The sequence below is a fragment of the Roseburia sp. OM04-10BH genome (assembly GCF_003462605.1).
Classification (GTDB): Bacteria; Bacillota; Clostridia; order Lachnospirales; family Lachnospiraceae; genus Roseburia_C; species Roseburia_C amylophila.
Genome location: NZ_QTZI01000002.1, coordinates 139,188 through 158,568, shown reverse-complemented (window position 1 = coordinate 158,568; position 19,381 = coordinate 139,188). Strand labels below are relative to the sequence as shown.

The window sequence follows — 19,381 nt, the reverse complement described above, 5'->3', positions numbered from 1 at the left end:
AAGTAAAAAAGCTCCGCGAGAATGTGACAAGGCACATTCTTTGTTTCATGAGCAGCGAGAAAAAATAGGAAAGAAAAGAATGGATAGAGAAGCACTGGAAAAAAGAAAGAAAATTGTATATGAGTTTATTTGTGATGACTTATATGTCCCGATGAAAGCCAAAGAGATTGCAATGATTCTGCAGGTATCCAAAGAGCAGCGGGAAGAGCTGCATGCGGTTTTGGATGCTTTGTTGGAAGAAGGCAAGGTAGAGCTGACCCAGAAGGGCAAATATGTAAAGGCTTCCGGAAGATTCTTAACCGGTGTTTATACCGGAAACAGCAGAGGCTTTGGCTTTGTGACGGTAGAGGGTGAAGAGGAAGATATCTATATCCCGGAGGAGAATACCAACGGAGCCATGCATATGGACACTGTAACTGTTGCAGTAAATCCGCAGAAGACCGGAAAACGCCGGGAAGGCAGAATTATAAAAATTATATCCAGAGGTCTGCATCAGATTGTCGGAACTTATCAGAGCAGTAAGAACTTCGGATTTGTGGTGCCGGATAACCAGAAGCTGGCGCAGGATATTTTTATTCCAATCGAACGCTCCAAAGGAGCAGTAGATGGACACAAAGTTGTCGTTGAGATTACCGATTATGGTAAAAACGGTAAGAAACCGGAAGGAAAAATTGTTGAAATACTTGGTCATATCAATGACCCGGGAACAGATATTTTATCCATTGTAAGAGGCTTTGACCTGCCGACAGAATTTGCACCGAAGATTATGAAACAGGTGGAAAATGTAGCCAAAGAAGTCAGTGAGGCTGATATGGCAGGCAGGGAAGATTTGCGGGACTGGCAGATGGTGACAATCGACGGAGAAGACTCCAAAGATTTGGATGATGCGGTATCTCTTACCATGGATGGAGAAAATTATATTCTGGGTGTGCATATTGCAGATGTGTCCAACTATGTGCAGGAGCATAGTGCACTGGATGTGGAGGCATTGAACCGCGGAACCAGTGTATATCTCGTTGACCGCGTGATTCCTATGCTGCCCCATGCATTGTCCAATGGAATCTGTTCCCTGAATGCAGGAGAGAACCGGCTGGCATTGAGCTGCATCATGACCATTAACCCGAAGGGCAAGGTCATTGACCATAAAATTGCAGAGTCTGTGGTAAAAATTGACCGCAGAATGACTTATACAGCGGTAAAAGAAATTTTAGAAGACCATAACGAAGAAACAATTGCAGCGTATCGGGAACTGGTTCCGATGTTTGAAAAAATGGGAGAGCTGGCAGCACTGCTTCGAGGGAATCGTATGAAACGCGGTTCGATTGATTTTGATTTTCCGGAAACGAAAATCCTTTTGGATAAAAATGGCAGACCATTGGAAATCAAGCCATATGACAGAAATACAGCTACAAAATTAATTGAAGATTTCATGTTGATTGCCAATGAGACGGTGGCACAGGAATTTTTCTGGCAGGAGATACCATTTCTCTATCGTACCCATGAGACACCGGACGAAGAAAAAATCCGAAAACTTGCAACATTAATCGGAAATTTCGGATATACACTGCATATTAGCCAGGAGGAAATTCACCCGAAGGAATTGCAGAAGCTGTTAGGAAAAATCGAAGGAACACCGGAGGAAGCATTAATCAGCCGGCTGACCCTCCGTTCCATGAAACAGGCAAAATATACCACAGAGAACACCGGACATTTCGGACTGGCAGCAAGCTGCTATTGTCATTTTACATCGCCGATTCGCCGTTATCCTGATTTACAGATACACCGTATCATCAAGGAAACATTGCGGGGCAGGATGAATCATAAGCGGATGGCGCATTACGAAACGATTCTGCCGGAAGTAGCCAAACATTCCAGCGAAACAGAACGTCGGGCAGATGAGGCAGAGCGTGAGACTGAGAAGCTGAAAAAAGCACAGTATATGGCAGAGCATATCGGAGAAGTTTATGAAGGCGTTATTTCCGGTGTGGCATCCTATGGAATGTATGTAGAATTGCCAAATACCGTGGAAGGGCTTGTGCATGTAACCAGTCTTACCGATGATTATTATCAGTATTTTGAAGACACTTTTGAACTGGTGGGCGAAGTAACAAACCGCCATTACAAGCTGGGACAGAAGGTATATATCCGGGTAATCGGTGTGGATGAAATTGTAAGAACCATCGATTTTGAATTGGCAGAGGCAACAGGAACAGGAGAAATGAAGAATGGGAAAAGAATCGATTAAGATGATTGCCAATAATAAGAAGGCAAGACATGATTATTTCTTGGAAGAACTTTATGAGGCAGGAATTAGCCTGCATGGAACAGAAGTAAAATCACTCCGTATGGGAAAATGCAGTATCAAGGAGTCTTTCATACACATTGAACATGGGGAAGTCATCATATATGGTATGCATATCAGCCCATATGAAAAGGGAAACATTTTTAACCGTGATCCGCTTCGTCCGAAGAAGCTTCTGATGCACAAAAACGAGATTCGTAAATTAGAGCAGAAGATTAAGGAAAAAGGTTATACCATTGTTCCGGTGGAAGTATATTTCAAGGGAAGTCTGGTAAAAGTCCAGATTGCGCTTGCAAAAGGTAAGAAGCTTTATGATAAGCGGAATGATATTGCAAAGAAAGATATGCGCCGTGAAGCAGAGCGGGATTTCAAAGTAAGAAATCTTGGTTAATAGGCGGATAAAAATTGTCAGTTAATGGCAATACAAACAGTGGTTCTATCTTTGCCTCTTGCAGGAATAGCGGAGGCAGGTTATAATAGAATAAATATATAAGGGCTAGTAAAGGTTTCGACAGGGATTATGAAGCTGGAGAAGCGAGCCGCAGGGTGATGCGTTAAATTCCAAACTTAAAATTAAACGCTAACGATAATAAATTAGCTTACGCTGCCTAATGGCAGCAGTCTGACCTAGAGCACTCACACTTTAGGACCCAGGCTTCGACTATGTGAGAAACGACATGGGCAAAGCTTTGAACCCGTGGGCGTATGATGAAGCTACTGAAACAGTTACGGTGTTCATACCGGAATTGCAGAGGGAATGTCAAATTATGAACTACGCTCGTAGAAGGACAGGGGATTGGTTTTTGGACACGGGTTCGACTCCCGTCTAGTCCACTAAACGTGAACGTAGGCGAACACCATATATGATACTATCATATATGAGAATATTGTTTGATGTATCACAAAAAGTGAAAAAACGGTACTGTGTATGAAGATGATATACGGTACCGTTTTTTAGGATGTAGTACAGATTGAAAATATGAAACTGGAAATTGTGGAGATAGAACATTAACAATAGGAGATAGGAAGGAAATTATAAATGTCAGAAAATAATGCTAACATTGGATTTGAAAAACAAATATGGGATGCGGCTTGTGTCTTGTGGGGGCACATTCCAGCAGCAGAATACCGAAAGGTGATTGTAGGCCTTATATTTCTTCGCTACATTTCGAGTGCTTTTATGAAACGATATGAAGAACTTGTTGAGGAAGGTGAAGGCTTTGAGGATGATAGAGATGCTTATGTAGAAGAAAATATATTCTTTGTGCCGGAAGAAGCTCGTTGGGATAAAATAGCTTCTTCAGCACATAAGTCTGAAATTGGAATTGTTATAGATGAGGCAATGAGAGCTATCGAAAAAGAAAATACATCTCTTAAAAATGTATTGCCTAAGAATTATGCAAGTCCTGATTTGGATAAGAGAGTATTGGGTGATGTTGTTGATTTATTCACAAATATGGATATGGACAACACAAAGGAAAATAAGGATTTACTAGGAAAAACATATCAATATTGTATCAAAGAATTTGCGGCTTACGAAGGTGTTAAGGGTGGTGAATTCTATACTCCGGAAAGTATTGTTAAAACAATCGTAGCTATACTTAAACCTTACGATAACTGTCGTGTATATGATCCATGTTGTGGCTCTGGCGGTATGTTTGTACAATCAGCAGATTTTATTGAAGCGCACAGAGGAAACAGAGATTCTATTTCTGTATATGGTCAGGAGTCAAATGCTGATACTTGGAAAATGGCTAAAATGAATATGGCTATCCGAGGAATTGATGCGAACTTTGGCCCTTATCAGGCTGATACATTTTTTAATGATTTGCACCCTACCTTGAAAGCAGATTTCATTATGGCAAATCCACCGTTTAATCTTTCTAACTGGGGACAGGATAAATTAAAAGATGATAAGCGCTGGAAGTATGGAACACCACCAGCAGGAAATGCCAACTATGCGTGGATTCAGCATATGATTTATCATCTCGCACCAAATGGAAAAATTGGATTGGTACTTGCTAATGGTGCGTTATCTTCTCAGTCATCAGGCGAAGGTGAAATAAGAAAAAATATTATAGAGGATGACCTTGTAGAAGGTATTGTTGCATTACCTACTCAGTTGTTTTACAGCGTAACAATTCCTGTAACTCTTTGGTTTATCAGTAAGAATAAAAAGCAGAAAGGCAAAACACTTTTTATAGATGCCCGTAAGATGGGACATATGGTTGACCGCAAGCATAGAGATTTTACGGAAGGTATTCAAGAAGATGGCAGTCTTGGAGATATTGATAAATTAGCAAAAACATTTGAAGATTTTCATAATGGAACACTTGAAGAAGTAAAAGGTTTCTGTGCAATAGCAGATATTCAAGATATTGCAAAACAGGACTATATTCTTACACCAGGTAGGTATGTTGGCATTGAAGAAGTAGAGGATGATGGGGAACCTTTTGAACAAAAAATGAGTCGCCTGACATCTGAACTTTCTGATATGTTTGCTAAGTCTCACAAACTTGAGGAAGAGATTCGTAAGAAACTGGGAGCGATTGGGTATAATATATGATAGATGTATTTATTGATACTAATGTTTTATATAATAGAAACGAACAATTAGATAAGGCATTATTCGTTACTAAATTAAAAGAAATCATTGAAGAGATAGAAGCAAATGATATTTATACAGAAATTAAGCTATTGTTGCCACGAATGGTACTTAATGAATTATACCAACAACAATTAGAAATGTTTGATGGATTGAATAAAAGACTTGAAAATGTAAGCATGCCAAATCTGCAATATGATAGAGCTTTTAACTATGGAGAATATTTAGAAAAAATATTTAAGGAAGCAATAATGGAAATACAAAAAGGCATTGTTGAAGTAGACGTCGTGGATTTTCCTAATTCGGACAAGCTCGGTAATATAATATCAAGAGCGATAAAAAAAGCACCTCCATTTGAAGGAAAAGAGAAGCATAGTGATAAAGGATTTAAAGATGTATTGATTTGGGAATCCATAAAAGAATATAAGGAAAAACATATTAATGATATTATCGTGTTTTATTGTAATGATAGTTTGTTGGCAAGCAATGCACTAAGAAAAGAATTTAAAGAAGATTTCAGAGATGAAATATATATAGAACAAAAAAATGAGTTAATAAAAAGACTTACTACACTTTGCAATAAAAATGAAATGGTAAAGACTTTTTCATCACAACTTAATGAGAGAATAGAGATGTGTATGAGTCATGACAACGAGATATTATATGATTTGCTTATGGGAGATACTGAGTGGAGTGACGGAGATGTAATATCGGATTTTGAAGTGAAAAAAGTTAATATAATAAATTGTAATGATATAAAGATACATAATAGGATATTATATAAGGTTGAGATAGAAATTAAAATGTATTATTCAAAATACAAGAATAGAGATATGTATAAAATTATGGGAGAAAGACAGTTTGATATTTATTATGACTTTAATGATGATGTATTATTAACAAATCATTATGAGAATTTAACGATGGCAGACTGTAATATATCTGATTTTATAGTATTAGAGTAATTATTTTAATGAAGTAATTGTTGGATAAATTTGAAAGAGAGGATTGATATATGCCAGAGTGGAAATCAACCCGTTTAGGAGATATCTGTACAACAAATAAGGACAGTTATTCATCAAAAGACAATTGGAAAATTGTTAATTATTTAGATACAGGAAGTATTACGGAAAATAAAATCACTGAACTACAGTATATCGATATAGAAACAGATAAGCTGCCAAGCAGGGCAAGACGAAAAGTAAGAAAAGATAGTATATTATATTCTACAGTAAGACCTAATCAGTTGCATTACGGAATTATAAAAGAGTTAGTTGATAATTTATTAGTTTCTACAGGATTTACAGTAATTGATGTGGATACAAATAAAGCCATACCAGAATTTATTTACTATATTTTGACACAGAAAAATACAACTGAGCAATTGCAGGCGATTGCAGAACAAAGTGTATCAACGTATCCTTCTATTAAGGCAACTGATATAGAAAATCTGAAATTGAAATTACCCAATTTAGCTATACAGAAAAAAATTGTAGCTATTCTTGATACAATAGATAGTAAAATTAGACAAAATGAAAAGATAAACAATAATTTAGAGCAGCAAGCGAAAGTACTCTACAAAGACTGGTTCTTTGATTTTAGCCCATTTTCATCCGACGGAAATCTTCCTGATGGTTGGCGTCTTGGTGCCGTTGGCGATATTATTCAGCTTCACGACTCTAAGCGTGTTCCTCTTTCGGGTGCTGAAAGAGACAAAATGGCAAAGGTATATCCTTATTATGGAGCTACATCCCTTATGGATTATGTTGACAACTATCTATTTGACGGCATTTATCTATTACTTGGCGAAGATGGCACAGTCGTGGATAGTTTGGGTTTTCCAATCCTTCAATATATCTATGGACAATTTTGGGTCAACAATCACGCACACATAATAACAGGCAAAGAAGGCTTCTCAGTTGAAGAACTGTATCTGTTCTTTAGCCTTACAAATATCAAATCAATTGTAACTGGAGCTGTTCAGCAAAAGGTTAGTCAACAAAATCTGAAAAAAGTATCTGCAATAATACCAAGCAAAGAGGCTTTGAGTGCTTTTGATGAGATAATTCAACCGATTTTTGCTCAAATTCGTAATCTCAGAGATGAAAACGCCAACTTAGCTCGACTTCGTGATACACTTTTGCCTAAGTTAATGTCAGGCGAATTGGATGTCTCCGACATCGACCTTTAAGCCACTAAATTATTGTTTACATGCTTAAAGCACATCATTATATAGATGAAAATAAAATGCGTTAATTCGCATTTGGAAAGGAAAAATATGGCATTAGAAAATAAGCTTAATATCACGGATTCCACAGAACTTGCAAGAATGGAAGAAAAGATAAGCAAGAAAAAAGCAGTGGAGTTATTTGAGAATGGATATTTGGATAAATATAAAGCAGGCTCTTTTGAGATGCTTGCAGCAATTCACAAATATTTATTTAGTGAGATATATGATTTTGCAGGAAAAGTGCGAAATGTAAATATTGCAAAAGGCAACTTTCGATTTGCTCCGGTGATGTATTTGCAAGCCGCAATTGAGAATGTTGAGAAGATGCCACAATCAACATTTGATGAAATTGTTGAAAAATATGTTGAGATGAATATAGCGCATCCTTTTCGTGAAGGTAATGGGCGAAGCACAAGGATATGGCTTGATTTAATTCTGAAGAAGGAGTTGAACAAAGTTATTGATTGGAGCCTTGTGGATAAGGAAGATTATTTGTTGGCGATGGAAAGAAGCCCAATCAAAGATATTGAAATAAAATATATTTTGAAGCAGGCTTTGACGGATAAGGTTGATGATAGAGAAGTTTATATGAAGGGTATAGACCATAGCTATTATTATGAAGGTTACGTAATATATAAAGCTGAGAATTTGTAAATATACACTCCTACCAACGGCAGGAGTAATAAAAGAACTGCCGTTGCTAGTCGTTCTCTAAAAAATTTCAAAGGAGAATGACAATGAAACAAAATTTAATTACGGATATTATTCAGGGAATGTTGCCATATTTGAATAATGCACAGAGCAAGCGATTACAAGAGGTGCTTCAATCAGCGTTTGTAAACTATGAAATAACAGAAAATACGGGGAATATGAAAGAATCGGAACGTAATTATGTAGAGCTATTTTTGTCGGCTAAACGAATAGAAGGATGCTCAGAAAAATCACTTAGATATTACAAAGCAACGATAGAAGCGATGCTAGCAACATTAGACAAAAATGTAGAATATATAGTGACTGATGATATTAGAGAATATCTTACGCAATATCAACAAAAAAATGGATTGAGTAAGGTCACAATAGATAATATCAGGCGTATTCTTTCTAGTTTCTTTTCTTGGCTGGAAGATGAAGATTATATATTAAAAAATCCTGTAAGACGTATACATAAAGTTAAGACCGGGATAAACATTAAAGAAACATACTCGGATGAAGCACTGGAATTAATGCGAGATAATTGTCAGGAGTTAAGAGATTTGGCAATGATTGACATGCTTGCATCAACTGGCATGCGTGTTGGCGAAATGGTATTGCTCAATAAAAATGATATAGATTTCAATGAAAGAGAATGCATCGTATTTGGTAAAGGTAGTAAGGAAAGAGTTGTTTACTTTGATGCGAGGACAAAGATACATTTGCAGAATTATTTAGATAGCAGAAATGATAATAATCCGGCATTGTTTGTATCACTTAAAGCACCACATGAAAGACTGCAGATTGGTGGAATAGAAACAAGGCTTAGAGAATTTGGAAAGCAATTAGGATTGCATAAGGTACACCCGCACAAATTTAGGCGTACACTTGCAACTATGGCGATAGATAAAGGAATGCCGATTGAGCAGCTGCAACAGCTCTTAGGGCATAGAAAAATTGACACAACTTTGCAATATGCAATGGTAAAACAGAGTAATGTAAAAATTGCTCATCGAAAATATATAGGATAGAGAGGAAATGGATATGGCAGAATGGATTGAAAAAAGAATGGAGGATATTGCGGATTTCAATCCTCGCGAATCATTAATAAAGGGCAGTGTTGCAAAAAAAATTGCAATGGATAAATTACAACCATTCTGTAGAGATATTCCTAACTTTGAAATAGAGTCTTTTTTCGGCGGAACAAAGTTTAGAAATAATGATACTATTATGGCTCGTATTACGCCTTGTCTTGAAAATGGAAAAACAGCTAAAGTAAATATACTTGAAGAAGATGAGATAGGTTTCGGTTCTACTGAGTTTATGGTGTTTAGAGCAAAAGAAGAAACAGACCCTGATTTTCTTTATTACCTAATTATTAGTCCAATAATTAGAGAACCAGCTATCAAATCTATGGTTGGTTCATCTGGTAGACAAAGAGTACAGACTGATGTAGTTCAAAAACTAATGGTTAGAGTTCCTGATTTGAATACTCAGAGAGCCATAGCAGGTATATTGAAATCTTTGGATGATAAAATTGCTGAAAATAGAAAAATAAACAATAATTTATCGCCTAATCTTTGCAAAGCACAGATAGCTGCGAAGCAGCGTAAACAGATACCGAGGCCGGTCGAATGCATGCATACGAACGGCAAGGTGTCTGTCAGAGGCGGTAATGAGAAAACTACGGAGCAGTTTTCGAATCTACTAGCGGCTTAAAGGTCGATGTCGGAGACATCAAGTTCGCCGGATATAAGTTTTGGAAGTAATGAATCTCTGATTTCCATTAACGCCTTTGATTCTCTTGTTTTTGAGAGAATCATAGAAAACATAGGCTTAATGATTTCATCAAACTTACTCAACACATCGTCTGTTGGTAAGTTAGTGGGATAATTCTTGAGAATATCCGTTTTCAAGTTTGTAAATACACTGCCATTTCCAAGCGCAACCAAATTATCTCGAATGTGCTTGAAATACAGATATAAGTATTCGTTTGAAAACTTGGATGACGGAAAATACAGCCAACCATCGTGTATGCAAGTATCTATATCAAGGATTTTCGGTAAACCGGGAGTGGCACTGTTTGATAAAACCAAATTTCCTGCTTTGAGAAAGACAGTTTTCTTCAATCCGTCCTCAATGATGTATTCTTTGATTTCATTGATGAAAGGTGAACTAATACAGGTTGCATCGGATATTTTCAGCCAATGCAATCCACTATCAGACAAGAAATTTTGAATTGGACGAGGTGAACCGCCACGCTTTATTTCAACAAAATTGCCCAAAACCCCACTTTTCCAAGTAGTTGGCATTTGCCCGTCAAATGGTTCATAGTCAATGAACCACGATTTGAACAAAGCCATTGCTTGCTGCTCTAAATTATTGTTTATATTTAAATAATCAAAGCTGAACACATATGATATTATATATATGAAAATAGTATATTACATAGAAGAATAGCGAGGTGATTAAATGTTCACTAATTATACAGAAGCTGATTATGAGAATTCTGTTATAGAATTGTTTAGAAATGACTTAGGTTACGAATATGTTTATGGTCCGGATATTGAAAGGGATTTTCACAGTCCTTTATATGAGGAAGTGTTAGAGGATGCTCTGTATCGTTTGAATAAAGATTTACCTTCCGATGCCATACAGGATGCTATATTCAAGTTGAAAAACTTTGAAAATGGTGAACTTGTGCAGAAGAATGCAGTTTTTATGGATTATCTGCAAAATGGTATTCCGGTAAGATTTTTGGTTAATGGAGAAGAACGTTCTTCTATTGTATATCTTGCAGACTATAAGAATCCAGATAACAATTCTTTTATTGTAGCTAATCAGTGGACATTTATTGAAAACAGTAATAAACGTGCGGATATAATTCTGTTTTTAAATGGATTGCCAGTTGTTTTAGTTGAACTAAAATCTCCATCACGTGAAGAAACAGATGCTTCCGAGGCTTACAGACAGCTTCGTAATTACATGTTGGAAATTCCATCTATGTTTATTTATAACGCTATTTGTGTTATGAGTGACCAGCTTACTTCTAAAGCAGGAACTATCACTTCTGGTGAAGACCGCTTTATGGAGTGGAAAACCAAGGATGGAAACTATGAAAATACGCAATTTGCACAGTTTGATACTTTCTTTGAAGGAATGTTCCAGAAAGAAAGATTGCTTGATATTATAAAGAACTTTATCTGCTTCTCAAATGAGGGGATAAGCAGTTTTAAGATACTTGCAGGGTATCATCAATATTTTGCAGTCCGCAAAGCTATTGTATCAACACAGAAAGCCACAGTTACAGATGGTAAGGGTGGTGTATTCTGGCATACACAGGGTAGTGGAAAGTCATTGTCTATGGTTTTCTATGCTCATTTATTACAAGAAGCATTGGACAGTCCTACAATCGTTGTACTGACGGATAGAAATGATCTTGATGACCAGTTATACGGACAGTTTGTTAAATGTAAAGAGTTTTTAAGACAGGAACCGGTTCATGCTGAAAGCAGAGAACATTTAAAAAACTGGCTTGCGGGCAGACAGGCGAATGGAATTATATTTACAACCATGCAGAAGTTTGAGGAGTCTTTTGATGCACTTTCTGAAAGAAGAAATATTATTGTTATGGCGGATGAAGCGCATCGAGGACAATATGGACTTGCAGAGAAAATTAAGATAACGAAGAATGAAGATGGAGAAGAAGTCGCCAAAAGAGTTGTAGGTATAGCTCGTATTATCCGTAATAGTTTGCCTAATGCTACATATATAGGTTTTACAGGTACTCCTATATCATCAGCAGACCGCAGTACCCGTGAGGTTTTTGGAGATTATATTGATATATATGATATGACGCAGGCTGTTGAGGATGGGGCAACAAGACCTGTTTATTATGAGAGCCGGGTTATCAAATTAAATCTTGATGAAAATACATTGAGATTGATGGATGCAGAATATGATACAATGGCTGCTAATGCTGATGCAGAAGTCGTTGAAAAGAGTAAGCATCAACTTGGACAGATGGAAGTAATTCTCGGTAATGACCAGACCATCAATTCGCTTGTGTGTGATATTCTTGACCACTATGAGAACAACCGTGAGAATCTGCTTACAGGTAAGGCAATGATTGTTGCCTATTCCAGACCGATAGCAATGAAGATTTACAAAAGAATATTAGAACTTCGTCCTTCCTGGAAAGAAAAAGTCGGTGTTGTTATGACATCTGGCAATAATGATCCTGAAGAATGGCGGGAAATTATCGGTAACAAGCAGCATAAAGATGAGTTGGCAAAGAAATTTAAGGACAATAACAGTCCAATGAAAATAGCTATTGTCGTAGATATGTGGCTTACCGGATTTGATGTTCCTTCATTGGCTACAATGTATGTTTATAAACCAATGGCTGGACATAATCTTATGCAGGCTATTGCTCGTGTAAACCGGGTATTCAGGGATAAAGAAGGTGGACTTGTTGTTGATTATGTTGGTATAGCATCTGCTTTGAAGCAGGCGATGAATGATTATACAACTCGTGACAAAAAGAATTATGGAGATACGGATGTTGCCAAGGTGGCTTATCCCAAATTTCTTGAGAAACTTTCTATCTGTAAAGATTTATTCCATGAATATGATTATTCCAAGTTTACAACTGGTTCTGATCTCGAGCGTGCAAAAACAATTAGCGGCGCGGTAAACTTTATAATAGCAAGAGATAAGGAAGAAGAAAAGACCGCTTTCATTAAAGAGTCACTCATGCTTCATCAGGCACTTTCGCTCTGTTCCTCTCTTGTTGATGAAGAAATGAGATTTGAGGCAGCTTTTTTTGAATCTGTCAGAGTTCTGGTGGGTAGATGGATGAATGCTGGAACAGATAAGAAGATTTCATTACCTGAAATGAATGCACGAATAAATGAACTTTTGAAGCAGAGCATAAAGAGTGATGGTGTAATAAACCTGTTCTCAGATATAAAAGAAGAATTTTCACTCTTTGATCCAAAGTTTCTTGAAGAAATTGCAAAGATGAAAGAGAAAAATCTTGCAGTGGAACTTCTTAAAAAGCTGATTGCTGAGCAGGTACATATTTATAAAAGAACTAATGTTGTTAAATCCGAAAAATTCAGTGAAATTATTCATGAAGCAATGAATCGTTATCTTAATGGTATGCTTACAAATGAACAGGTTATTGAAGAACTTCTCAATCTCGCGAAACAGATTGCTGCAGCACAAAAAGAAGGGGAACAGTTAGGACTTACAGCTGATGAATTAGCTTTCTATGATGCACTCACAAAGCCACAGGCAATTAAAGATTTTTATGAAAATGAAGAACTGATTGCTATTACAAAAGAACTGGCTGAAACACTCAGAAAAAATAAAACCATTGATTGGCAAAAGAGAGAGTCGGCAAGAGCAAAAATGCGTATGCTTATAAAGAAACTGCTCAAGAAACATAAATATCCGCCGGAAGGCATGGAAGATGCGGTTCAGACTGTTATGACACAATGTGAACTTTGGACAGATAATAATGACATGGGGGATGAAAAGGTTATTAACTTTCGCAGTGAATCAACATCATATGTTGATTCAGATTATGCAGATTCCATGATGGTCGCTGAAAGTGCAACAACCTATGGAGTAAGAAAATAAAACCGATACAACTAAACTACGAAAACTTAAGATTTCGTTAAATTTATGGAACCGATTCTTAAGGTTGTCTGTGAGACATTGACCAACCAATTCCAGTAAGATATATTTGAATTAATGGACTGTGGAAAAACAGTCCGGATTAAGGAGTATAAGTATATCAAAGTAAGGAGGAACTATGGGCATGGAAAAGCAGAAGGCGAAGACAGGTCCGAAAAAGAAGGTTGGAAAAAAGCAGAGAAGAAAGAGAAAACTGATACTTTTTATTGTAGAAGTATTAGTGATACTCATTTTGCTGGTAGTATTTTATGTAATGAGTAAGCTGAATAAAATCAATAATACCGGTTCCTTAGACGCGAAGAAGCTGAATATTAATATAGACAGCGAGACCCAGGAAGTGTTAGATAATTATACCAATATAGCTATCTTTGGAATTGACAACCGGAGCAGTGGAAATTATGAAAGCGGAAACAGCGACTGTATCATGATTGCCAGTATCAATGATGATACCAAGGAAGTGAAGCTTGTATCCGTATACCGGGATTCCTTTCTGGCAGTAGATGATAAAGACAGCCTGCGGAAACTGAATGCAGCTTATGCCAAGGGAGGACCGACCGGTGCAGTAGCGGCGTTAAATAAGAATCTGGATTTGAATATTACCGAATATGTATCCGTAGACTTCAATGCGGTAATGGAAGTTGTGGATGCATTAGGTGGAATAGAGTTGGATATTACCAAGGAAGAAGCCAGCAATATGCATATCTGGATTGATGAAATGAATGAAGTAATGGGAACCCATGGCAAGCCGGTTTCCGGAGCGGGTGTGCAGCAGGTCAATGGAATACAGGCACTTGCCTATTGCCGTGACCGTATGAGTGGCGGTGATGATTTCCGACGGACCGAGCGGCAGCGTATTGTAGTTGGAAAAATTGTAGAAAAAGCAAAACAGGCAGACATCCTTACTTTAAATGATTTGGTAGACAAGCTGTTTCCGGACATTTCTACCAGCCTTTCTACCACAGAAATATTGGGACTTGCAGCCCATGTCAAAGAGTATGAGCTTGCAGATACCCAGGGCTGGCCATTCCAGTTAGACACCAAGATGATGGAAAAATCCATCGGAGCAGTAGTTGTACCAACGGATTTGGAGACTAATGTAGATTTGCTGCACCGCTATTTATTTGATGTAGAGGATTATGAAACGACAGATAAGGTGAAAGAAATCAGCAAGGCAGTAAGCAACAGGACAGGAAAGACGGCAGCAGATACCACCCGGGATACGAATCCGCTGGTGCAGGATGCGGCTGCTGCTGAAACAACAGAGTAAAAGGAAAATATAACCAAATTTTATAAAAATTTCACAAAAAACAAGAAAAATCCAGTTACCTTTTGTATATTATTATGTTATGATAAAAATATATCAGTAAACATACAATGATTATCAAGGAGGTATTACGAATGCAGAGATTTACATTACCAAGAGATTTATATCACGGCAAAGGTGCATTGGAGGCACTGAAGAACTTTGAAGGAAGGCGCGCAATGATCTGTGTTGGTGGAGGCTCCATGAAACGGTTTGGTTTCCTGGATAAAGCAGAGGCATATCTGAAAGAAGCAGGTATGGAAGTGGAACTGTTTGAAGGAATTGAACCGGATCCATCTGTTGAGACCGTGATGAAGGGTGCTGCCGCTATGGAGAAGTTCAAGCCGGACTGGATTGTAGCAATCGGTGGTGGTTCACCAATTGATGCTGCAAAAGCAATGTGGATTAAATATGAATATCCGGATATTACCTTTGAAGACATGTGTAAGGTATTTGGAATTCCGAAATTAAGAAAGAAAGCACATTTCTGTGCAATTTCTTCTACCTCAGGAACAGCAACAGAAGTAACTGCATTTTCTATTATTACGGATTATGAGAAGGGAATCAAATATCCGATTGCGGATTTTGAGATTACACCGGACGTAGCAATCGTTGACCCGGAACTGGCAGAGACCATGCCGCAGAAACTGGTAGCCCATACTGGAATGGATGCGATGACACATGCCATTGAAGCGTATGTTTCAACTGCCAACAGTGATTTTACAGACCCGCTGGCACTCCATGCCATTGAGATGATTCAGCATGATCTGATTGATTCCTATAACGGAGATATGGCAAAACGTGATGCCATGCACAATGCCCAGTGTCTGGCTGGAATGGCATTTTCCAATGCACTGCTTGGAATCGTACATTCTATGGCACATAAGACCGGTGCCGCATTTGCCGACTACGGTGCACATATTATTCATGGCGCAGCTAATGCCATGTATCTGCCGAAGGTTATTGCATTTAATGCAAAGGATGAGACTGCAAAGAAACGTTATGGCGTGATTGCAGACTTTATGAAGCTTGGCGGAGAGACACTGGACGAGAAAGTCGCACTTTTAATCCAGTACCTGCGTAAGATGAATGATGACTTGAATATTCCGCACTGTATTAAGAACTACGGACCGGACAGCTATCCGGCTGAGCAGGGCTTTGTACCGGAAGAAGTATTCTTAGAGAGACTGCCTGAGATTGCAGCCAATGCAATTTTGGATGCCTGCACCGGCTCCAACCCAAGACAGCCAAGTCAGGAAGAAATGGAAAAACTGCTGAAATGCTGTTACTATGACACAGAAGTAGATTTCTAAAAAATAGATTAAAAATGAAGTAAGCCCCGTTTCGATATCGCATTGATATTTGAGACGGGGTTTTTACAGTCTGAAAAATGGTTTTACAAAGGTAATACCCCCACAGCACTGCGGGGGTACAAAGGGGAGTTATGAAAATTTATGAAAAAAGTTTTATCAAATAGAGAGACAAGACATTGGGGGATGAACCTGTTCTCTATTGATATTTGTAGTATACCCGGATTTTGTGAAAAATAATTGTCCAGATTATGAAAAAAGCGTTAAATTCTAAAAAAATTTTTCTGAAAAAAATTCACGAATCTTGTATATCCCCCTTGCGTAAAACACAAGATATGGTATACTGTATATGCGTTGAAGAGATTCGACACAAAATCTAGTACAGTTTTGTGCCGATTTTATGCGAATAGACTATTTTTTTATGGGAGAGGATTTCAATGAAAATCATTAAAAGAAGCGGCGCAGAGGCTGTTTTTGACATTTCAAAAATTATTATTGCAATCAATAAAGCGAACCATGAGGTGGTGGAAGCGGAACGATTGACTGCAGACCAGATTAAGGAGATTGCACAATATATAGAGGATTCCTGTAAGGATGCCAACCATGCCCTGAATGTAGAAGATATTCAGGACTTAGTGGAGGATCAGTTAATGGACAAGAGGGCTTTTTCTGTTGCCCGGAAATACATTACTTACCGCTATAAACGTGCCCTGGTACGTAAATCCAACTCTACGGATGAACAGATTTTAAGTCTGATTGAATGTAATAATGAAGAAGTAAAACAGGAGAATTCCAATAAGGATTCAACCGTAAACAGCGTGCAGCGTGACTATATGGCTGGTGAGGTGAGTAAGGATATTACCAGAAGATTCCTTCTCCCGGAGGATATTGTAGAGGCACATGAACAGGGAATTATCCATTTCCATGATGCAGATTATTTTGCACAGCATATGCATAACTGTGATCTGGTAAATTTAGAGGATATGTTACAGAACGGAACCGTTATCAGCGGAACCAGAATTGACAAGCCACATTCGTTCTCTACAGCGTGTAATATTGCTACCCAGATTATTGCTCAGGTGGCAAGCTCCCAGTATGGCGGACAGAGTATTTCACTGGCACATTTAGTACCATTTGTCCAGATCAGCCGCGAGAAAATTCATGCAGAGCTGGTGCAGACATTAAAAGAGAGCGATGTGGAGCTGAGCGAAGAGAAGATTAACAGCATTGTGGAAAGAAGACTTCATGCGGAAATCGAGCGGGGCGTACAGGTTATCCAGTATCAGGTAGTAACCCTGATGACTACCAACGGACAGTCCCCATTCGTAACCGTGTTCATGTATCTGAACGAAGCAAAGAATGAGCAGGAGAAAAAAGACCTTGCCATGATTATAGAGGAAGTGCTAGACCAGCGTTATCAGGGTGTTAAGAATGAGGATGGCGTATGGATTACACCGGCATTTCCAAAGTTGATTTATGTATTGGAAGAGGATAATATCCATGAGGATTCGGAATACTATTATCTGACCAAGAAAGCAGCAAAATGTACTGCAAAGCGTATGGTTCCGGATTATATTTCTGAGAAGAAAATGAAGGAATTAAAAGATGGCAACTGCTATACCTGTATGGGCTGCCGTTCCTTCCTTACCGTATATCATGATGAAGATGGCAAGCCAAAGTTCTACGGTCGTTTCAATCAAGGCGTGGTAACCTTGAATCTGGTAGATCTGGCGTGCTCTTCCGGCGGAGATTTTGAAAAATTCTGGAAGCTATTTGATGAGCGTTTGGACCTTTGCTACCGTGCATTGATGGCGCGTCATAACCGCCTGAAGGGAACACCTTCTGATGTGGCACCGATTCTCTGGCAGTACGGAGCACTTGCCCGTTTGAAAAAAGGCGAGACCATAGACAAGCTTTTATATGGTGGATATTCTACTATTTCACTGGGTTATGCAGGACTTTGCGAATGTACCAGATATATGACTGGAAAACCACATACCGACCCGGCAGCAACACCATTTGCCTTAAAGGTAATGCAGCGGTTAAATGATGCCTGCAAGGAGTGGAAAGAGAAAGAAAATATTGATTTCTCCGTATATGGAACACCGCTTGAGTCTACCACCTATAAATTTGCAAAATGTTTACAGAAACGTTTCGGAGTTATTCCGGGCGTTACCGATAAGAATTACATTACCAACAGCTATCATGTGCATGTAACCGAAAACATCGATGCATTTACCAAGCTGAAATTCGAATCCCAGTTCCAGGCGCTTTCACCGGGTGGAGCAATCAGCTATGTGGAAGTTCCGAACATGCAGGATAATCTGGATGCTGTTTTATCTGTAATGAAATTCATCTATGAGAATATCATGTATGCAGAGTTAAATACCAAGAGCGATTACTGCCAGGTATGCGGCTATGATGGTGAGATTCAGATTGTAAAAGATGATGATGGAAAATTAGTTTGGGAGTGCCCGCATTGCCACAACCGTGACCAGGATAAGATGAACGTGGCAAGACGTACCTGTGGTTATATTGGTTCCCAGTTCTGGAATCAGGGAAGAACCCAGGAAATCAAGGAGCGTGTACTTCACTTATAAAAAGAAAGTGAAAAGAAAATGCATTATTCAGCGATTAAATATAATGATATTGCGAACGGCACCGGTGTAAGAACGGTGCTGTTTGTATCCGGCTGCCGGAACCACTGTAAAGAGTGTTTTCAGCCGGAAACATGGGACTTTAAAAATGGAGAAGAATTTACAAAAGAAGTAGAAGATGAAATTCTTGCATCTTTGGAATCTCCCTATATCAAGGGACTGACTCTTTTGGGAGGAGACCCTTTTGAACCGGAAAACCAGCATGCACTGCTTCCATTTATCAAGCGGGTGCGGACGGAACATCCGGAAAAAGACATATGGGCATATACCGGATATGTACTGGATAAGGATTTGGTACCGGAGGGAAGAAGATATACCGAGGATACGAAAGAATTATTATCCTTAATCGATGTGCTGGTGGATGGCCCTTATGTGGCAGAGCTATATGATATTACATTAAAATTCAAAGGTTCTTCCAATCAGCGTGTCATTGACTGCAGAAAATACAATGAAACAGGAGTCATTGAAGAACTGATGTAAACTGCGTGAAAGATAAAGTAGAATCCGGAAGGATTCTATTTTACTTTATAGCATTTTTATATTAAAATAGAAATAACGTGATTGTTTTAAGGAAAGATATA

Annotated in this window: 14 protein-coding genes and 1 other RNA gene; 14 read left to right on the top strand and 1 reads right to left on the bottom strand. The window is 38.3% G+C overall.

Annotation, left to right across the window (positions count from 1 at the left end; translation table 11 throughout):
- The first annotated feature begins 79 nt into the window (after positions 1-79).
- The 9 genes from rnr to DXB43_RS03120 all read left to right on the top strand — a co-directional run bounded on the left by rnr (position 80) and on the right by DXB43_RS03120 (position 9,546).
- Positions 80-2,245, top strand: a complete 2,166-nt coding sequence (gene rnr, locus DXB43_RS03160) for a ribonuclease R (protein ID WP_117946734.1) — start codon at positions 80-82, stop codon at positions 2,243-2,245.
- The gene (gene smpB / locus DXB43_RS03155; protein WP_022242388.1) at positions 2,226-2,693 is read left to right on the top strand and encodes an SsrA-binding protein SmpB; all 468 of its coding nucleotides are present in this window, start codon (positions 2,226-2,228) and stop codon (positions 2,691-2,693) included. The genes rnr and smpB overlap by 20 nt, the downstream gene beginning before the upstream one ends.
- A gap of 102 nt (positions 2,694-2,795) precedes the next feature.
- Positions 2,796-3,139: a transfer-messenger RNA gene (ssrA, locus tag DXB43_RS03150) on the top strand.
- A gap of 202 nt (positions 3,140-3,341) precedes the next feature.
- Complete coding sequence (locus tag DXB43_RS03145; RefSeq protein WP_117946732.1) at positions 3,342-4,868, top strand: type I restriction-modification system subunit M; 1,527 nt, start codon at positions 3,342-3,344, stop codon at positions 4,866-4,868.
- A complete protein-coding gene (locus DXB43_RS03140) occupies positions 4,865-5,872 on the top strand; it encodes a PIN domain-containing protein (protein ID WP_117946730.1) in 1,008 nt (335 codons plus the stop codon). Before DXB43_RS03145 ends, DXB43_RS03140 begins: the two co-directional genes overlap by 4 nt.
- A gap of 50 nt (positions 5,873-5,922) precedes the next feature.
- Positions 5,923-7,098 (top strand): restriction endonuclease subunit S, encoded by a 1,176-nt coding sequence (locus tag DXB43_RS03135; protein ID WP_117946728.1) that lies wholly within the window; start codon positions 5,923-5,925, stop codon positions 7,096-7,098.
- 87 nt (positions 7,099-7,185) lie between these two features.
- A complete protein-coding gene (gene fic, locus DXB43_RS03130) occupies positions 7,186-7,791 on the top strand; it encodes a protein adenylyltransferase Fic (RefSeq protein ID WP_117946726.1) in 606 nt (201 codons plus the stop codon).
- An 83-nt stretch (positions 7,792-7,874) separates the two neighbouring features.
- On the top strand, positions 7,875-8,858 hold the full coding sequence (xerA, locus tag DXB43_RS03125; RefSeq protein ID WP_117946724.1) for a site-specific tyrosine recombinase/integron integrase: 984 nt from the start codon (positions 7,875-7,877) through the stop codon (positions 8,856-8,858).
- A 13-nt stretch (positions 8,859-8,871) separates the two neighbouring features.
- Positions 8,872-9,546 carry a restriction endonuclease subunit S gene (locus DXB43_RS03120; RefSeq protein WP_117946853.1) on the top strand — a complete coding sequence of 225 codons (675 nt, stop codon included), beginning with the start codon at positions 8,872-8,874 and terminating at the stop codon, positions 9,544-9,546.
- Here DXB43_RS03120 and DXB43_RS03115 read toward each other — a convergent pair.
- Positions 9,543-10,190 carry a restriction endonuclease subunit S gene (locus DXB43_RS03115; protein ID WP_117946722.1) on the bottom strand — a complete coding sequence of 216 codons (648 nt, stop codon included), beginning with the start codon at positions 10,188-10,190 and terminating at the stop codon, positions 9,543-9,545. The two genes, DXB43_RS03120 and DXB43_RS03115, sit on opposite strands and share 4 nt — an antisense overlap.
- Before the next feature lie 109 nt (positions 10,191-10,299).
- On the opposite strand from DXB43_RS03115, the gene DXB43_RS03110 reads away from it, so the two are divergent.
- The 5 genes from DXB43_RS03110 (at position 10,300) to nrdG (ending at position 19,280) form a co-directional block, all read left to right on the top strand.
- The gene (locus DXB43_RS03110; RefSeq protein ID WP_117946720.1) at positions 10,300-13,473 is read left to right on the top strand and encodes a type I restriction endonuclease subunit R; all 3,174 of its coding nucleotides are present in this window, start codon (positions 10,300-10,302) and stop codon (positions 13,471-13,473) included.
- Positions 13,474-13,654: 181 nt separating this feature from the next.
- Positions 13,655-14,797 (top strand): LCP family protein, encoded by a 1,143-nt coding sequence (locus tag DXB43_RS03105; RefSeq protein WP_243006629.1) that lies wholly within the window; start codon positions 13,655-13,657, stop codon positions 14,795-14,797.
- 131 nt (positions 14,798-14,928) lie between these two features.
- A complete protein-coding gene (locus tag DXB43_RS03100; protein ID WP_022242640.1) occupies positions 14,929-16,146 on the top strand; it encodes an iron-containing alcohol dehydrogenase in 1,218 nt (405 codons plus the stop codon).
- A gap of 434 nt (positions 16,147-16,580) precedes the next feature.
- The gene (gene nrdD / locus DXB43_RS03095; RefSeq protein ID WP_022242420.1) at positions 16,581-18,743 is read left to right on the top strand and encodes an anaerobic ribonucleoside-triphosphate reductase; all 2,163 of its coding nucleotides are present in this window, start codon (positions 16,581-16,583) and stop codon (positions 18,741-18,743) included.
- 18 nt (positions 18,744-18,761) lie between these two features.
- Complete coding sequence (gene nrdG / locus DXB43_RS03090; RefSeq protein WP_117698216.1) at positions 18,762-19,280, top strand: anaerobic ribonucleoside-triphosphate reductase activating protein; 519 nt, start codon at positions 18,762-18,764, stop codon at positions 19,278-19,280.
- Positions 19,281-19,381: the final 101 nt, after the last annotated feature.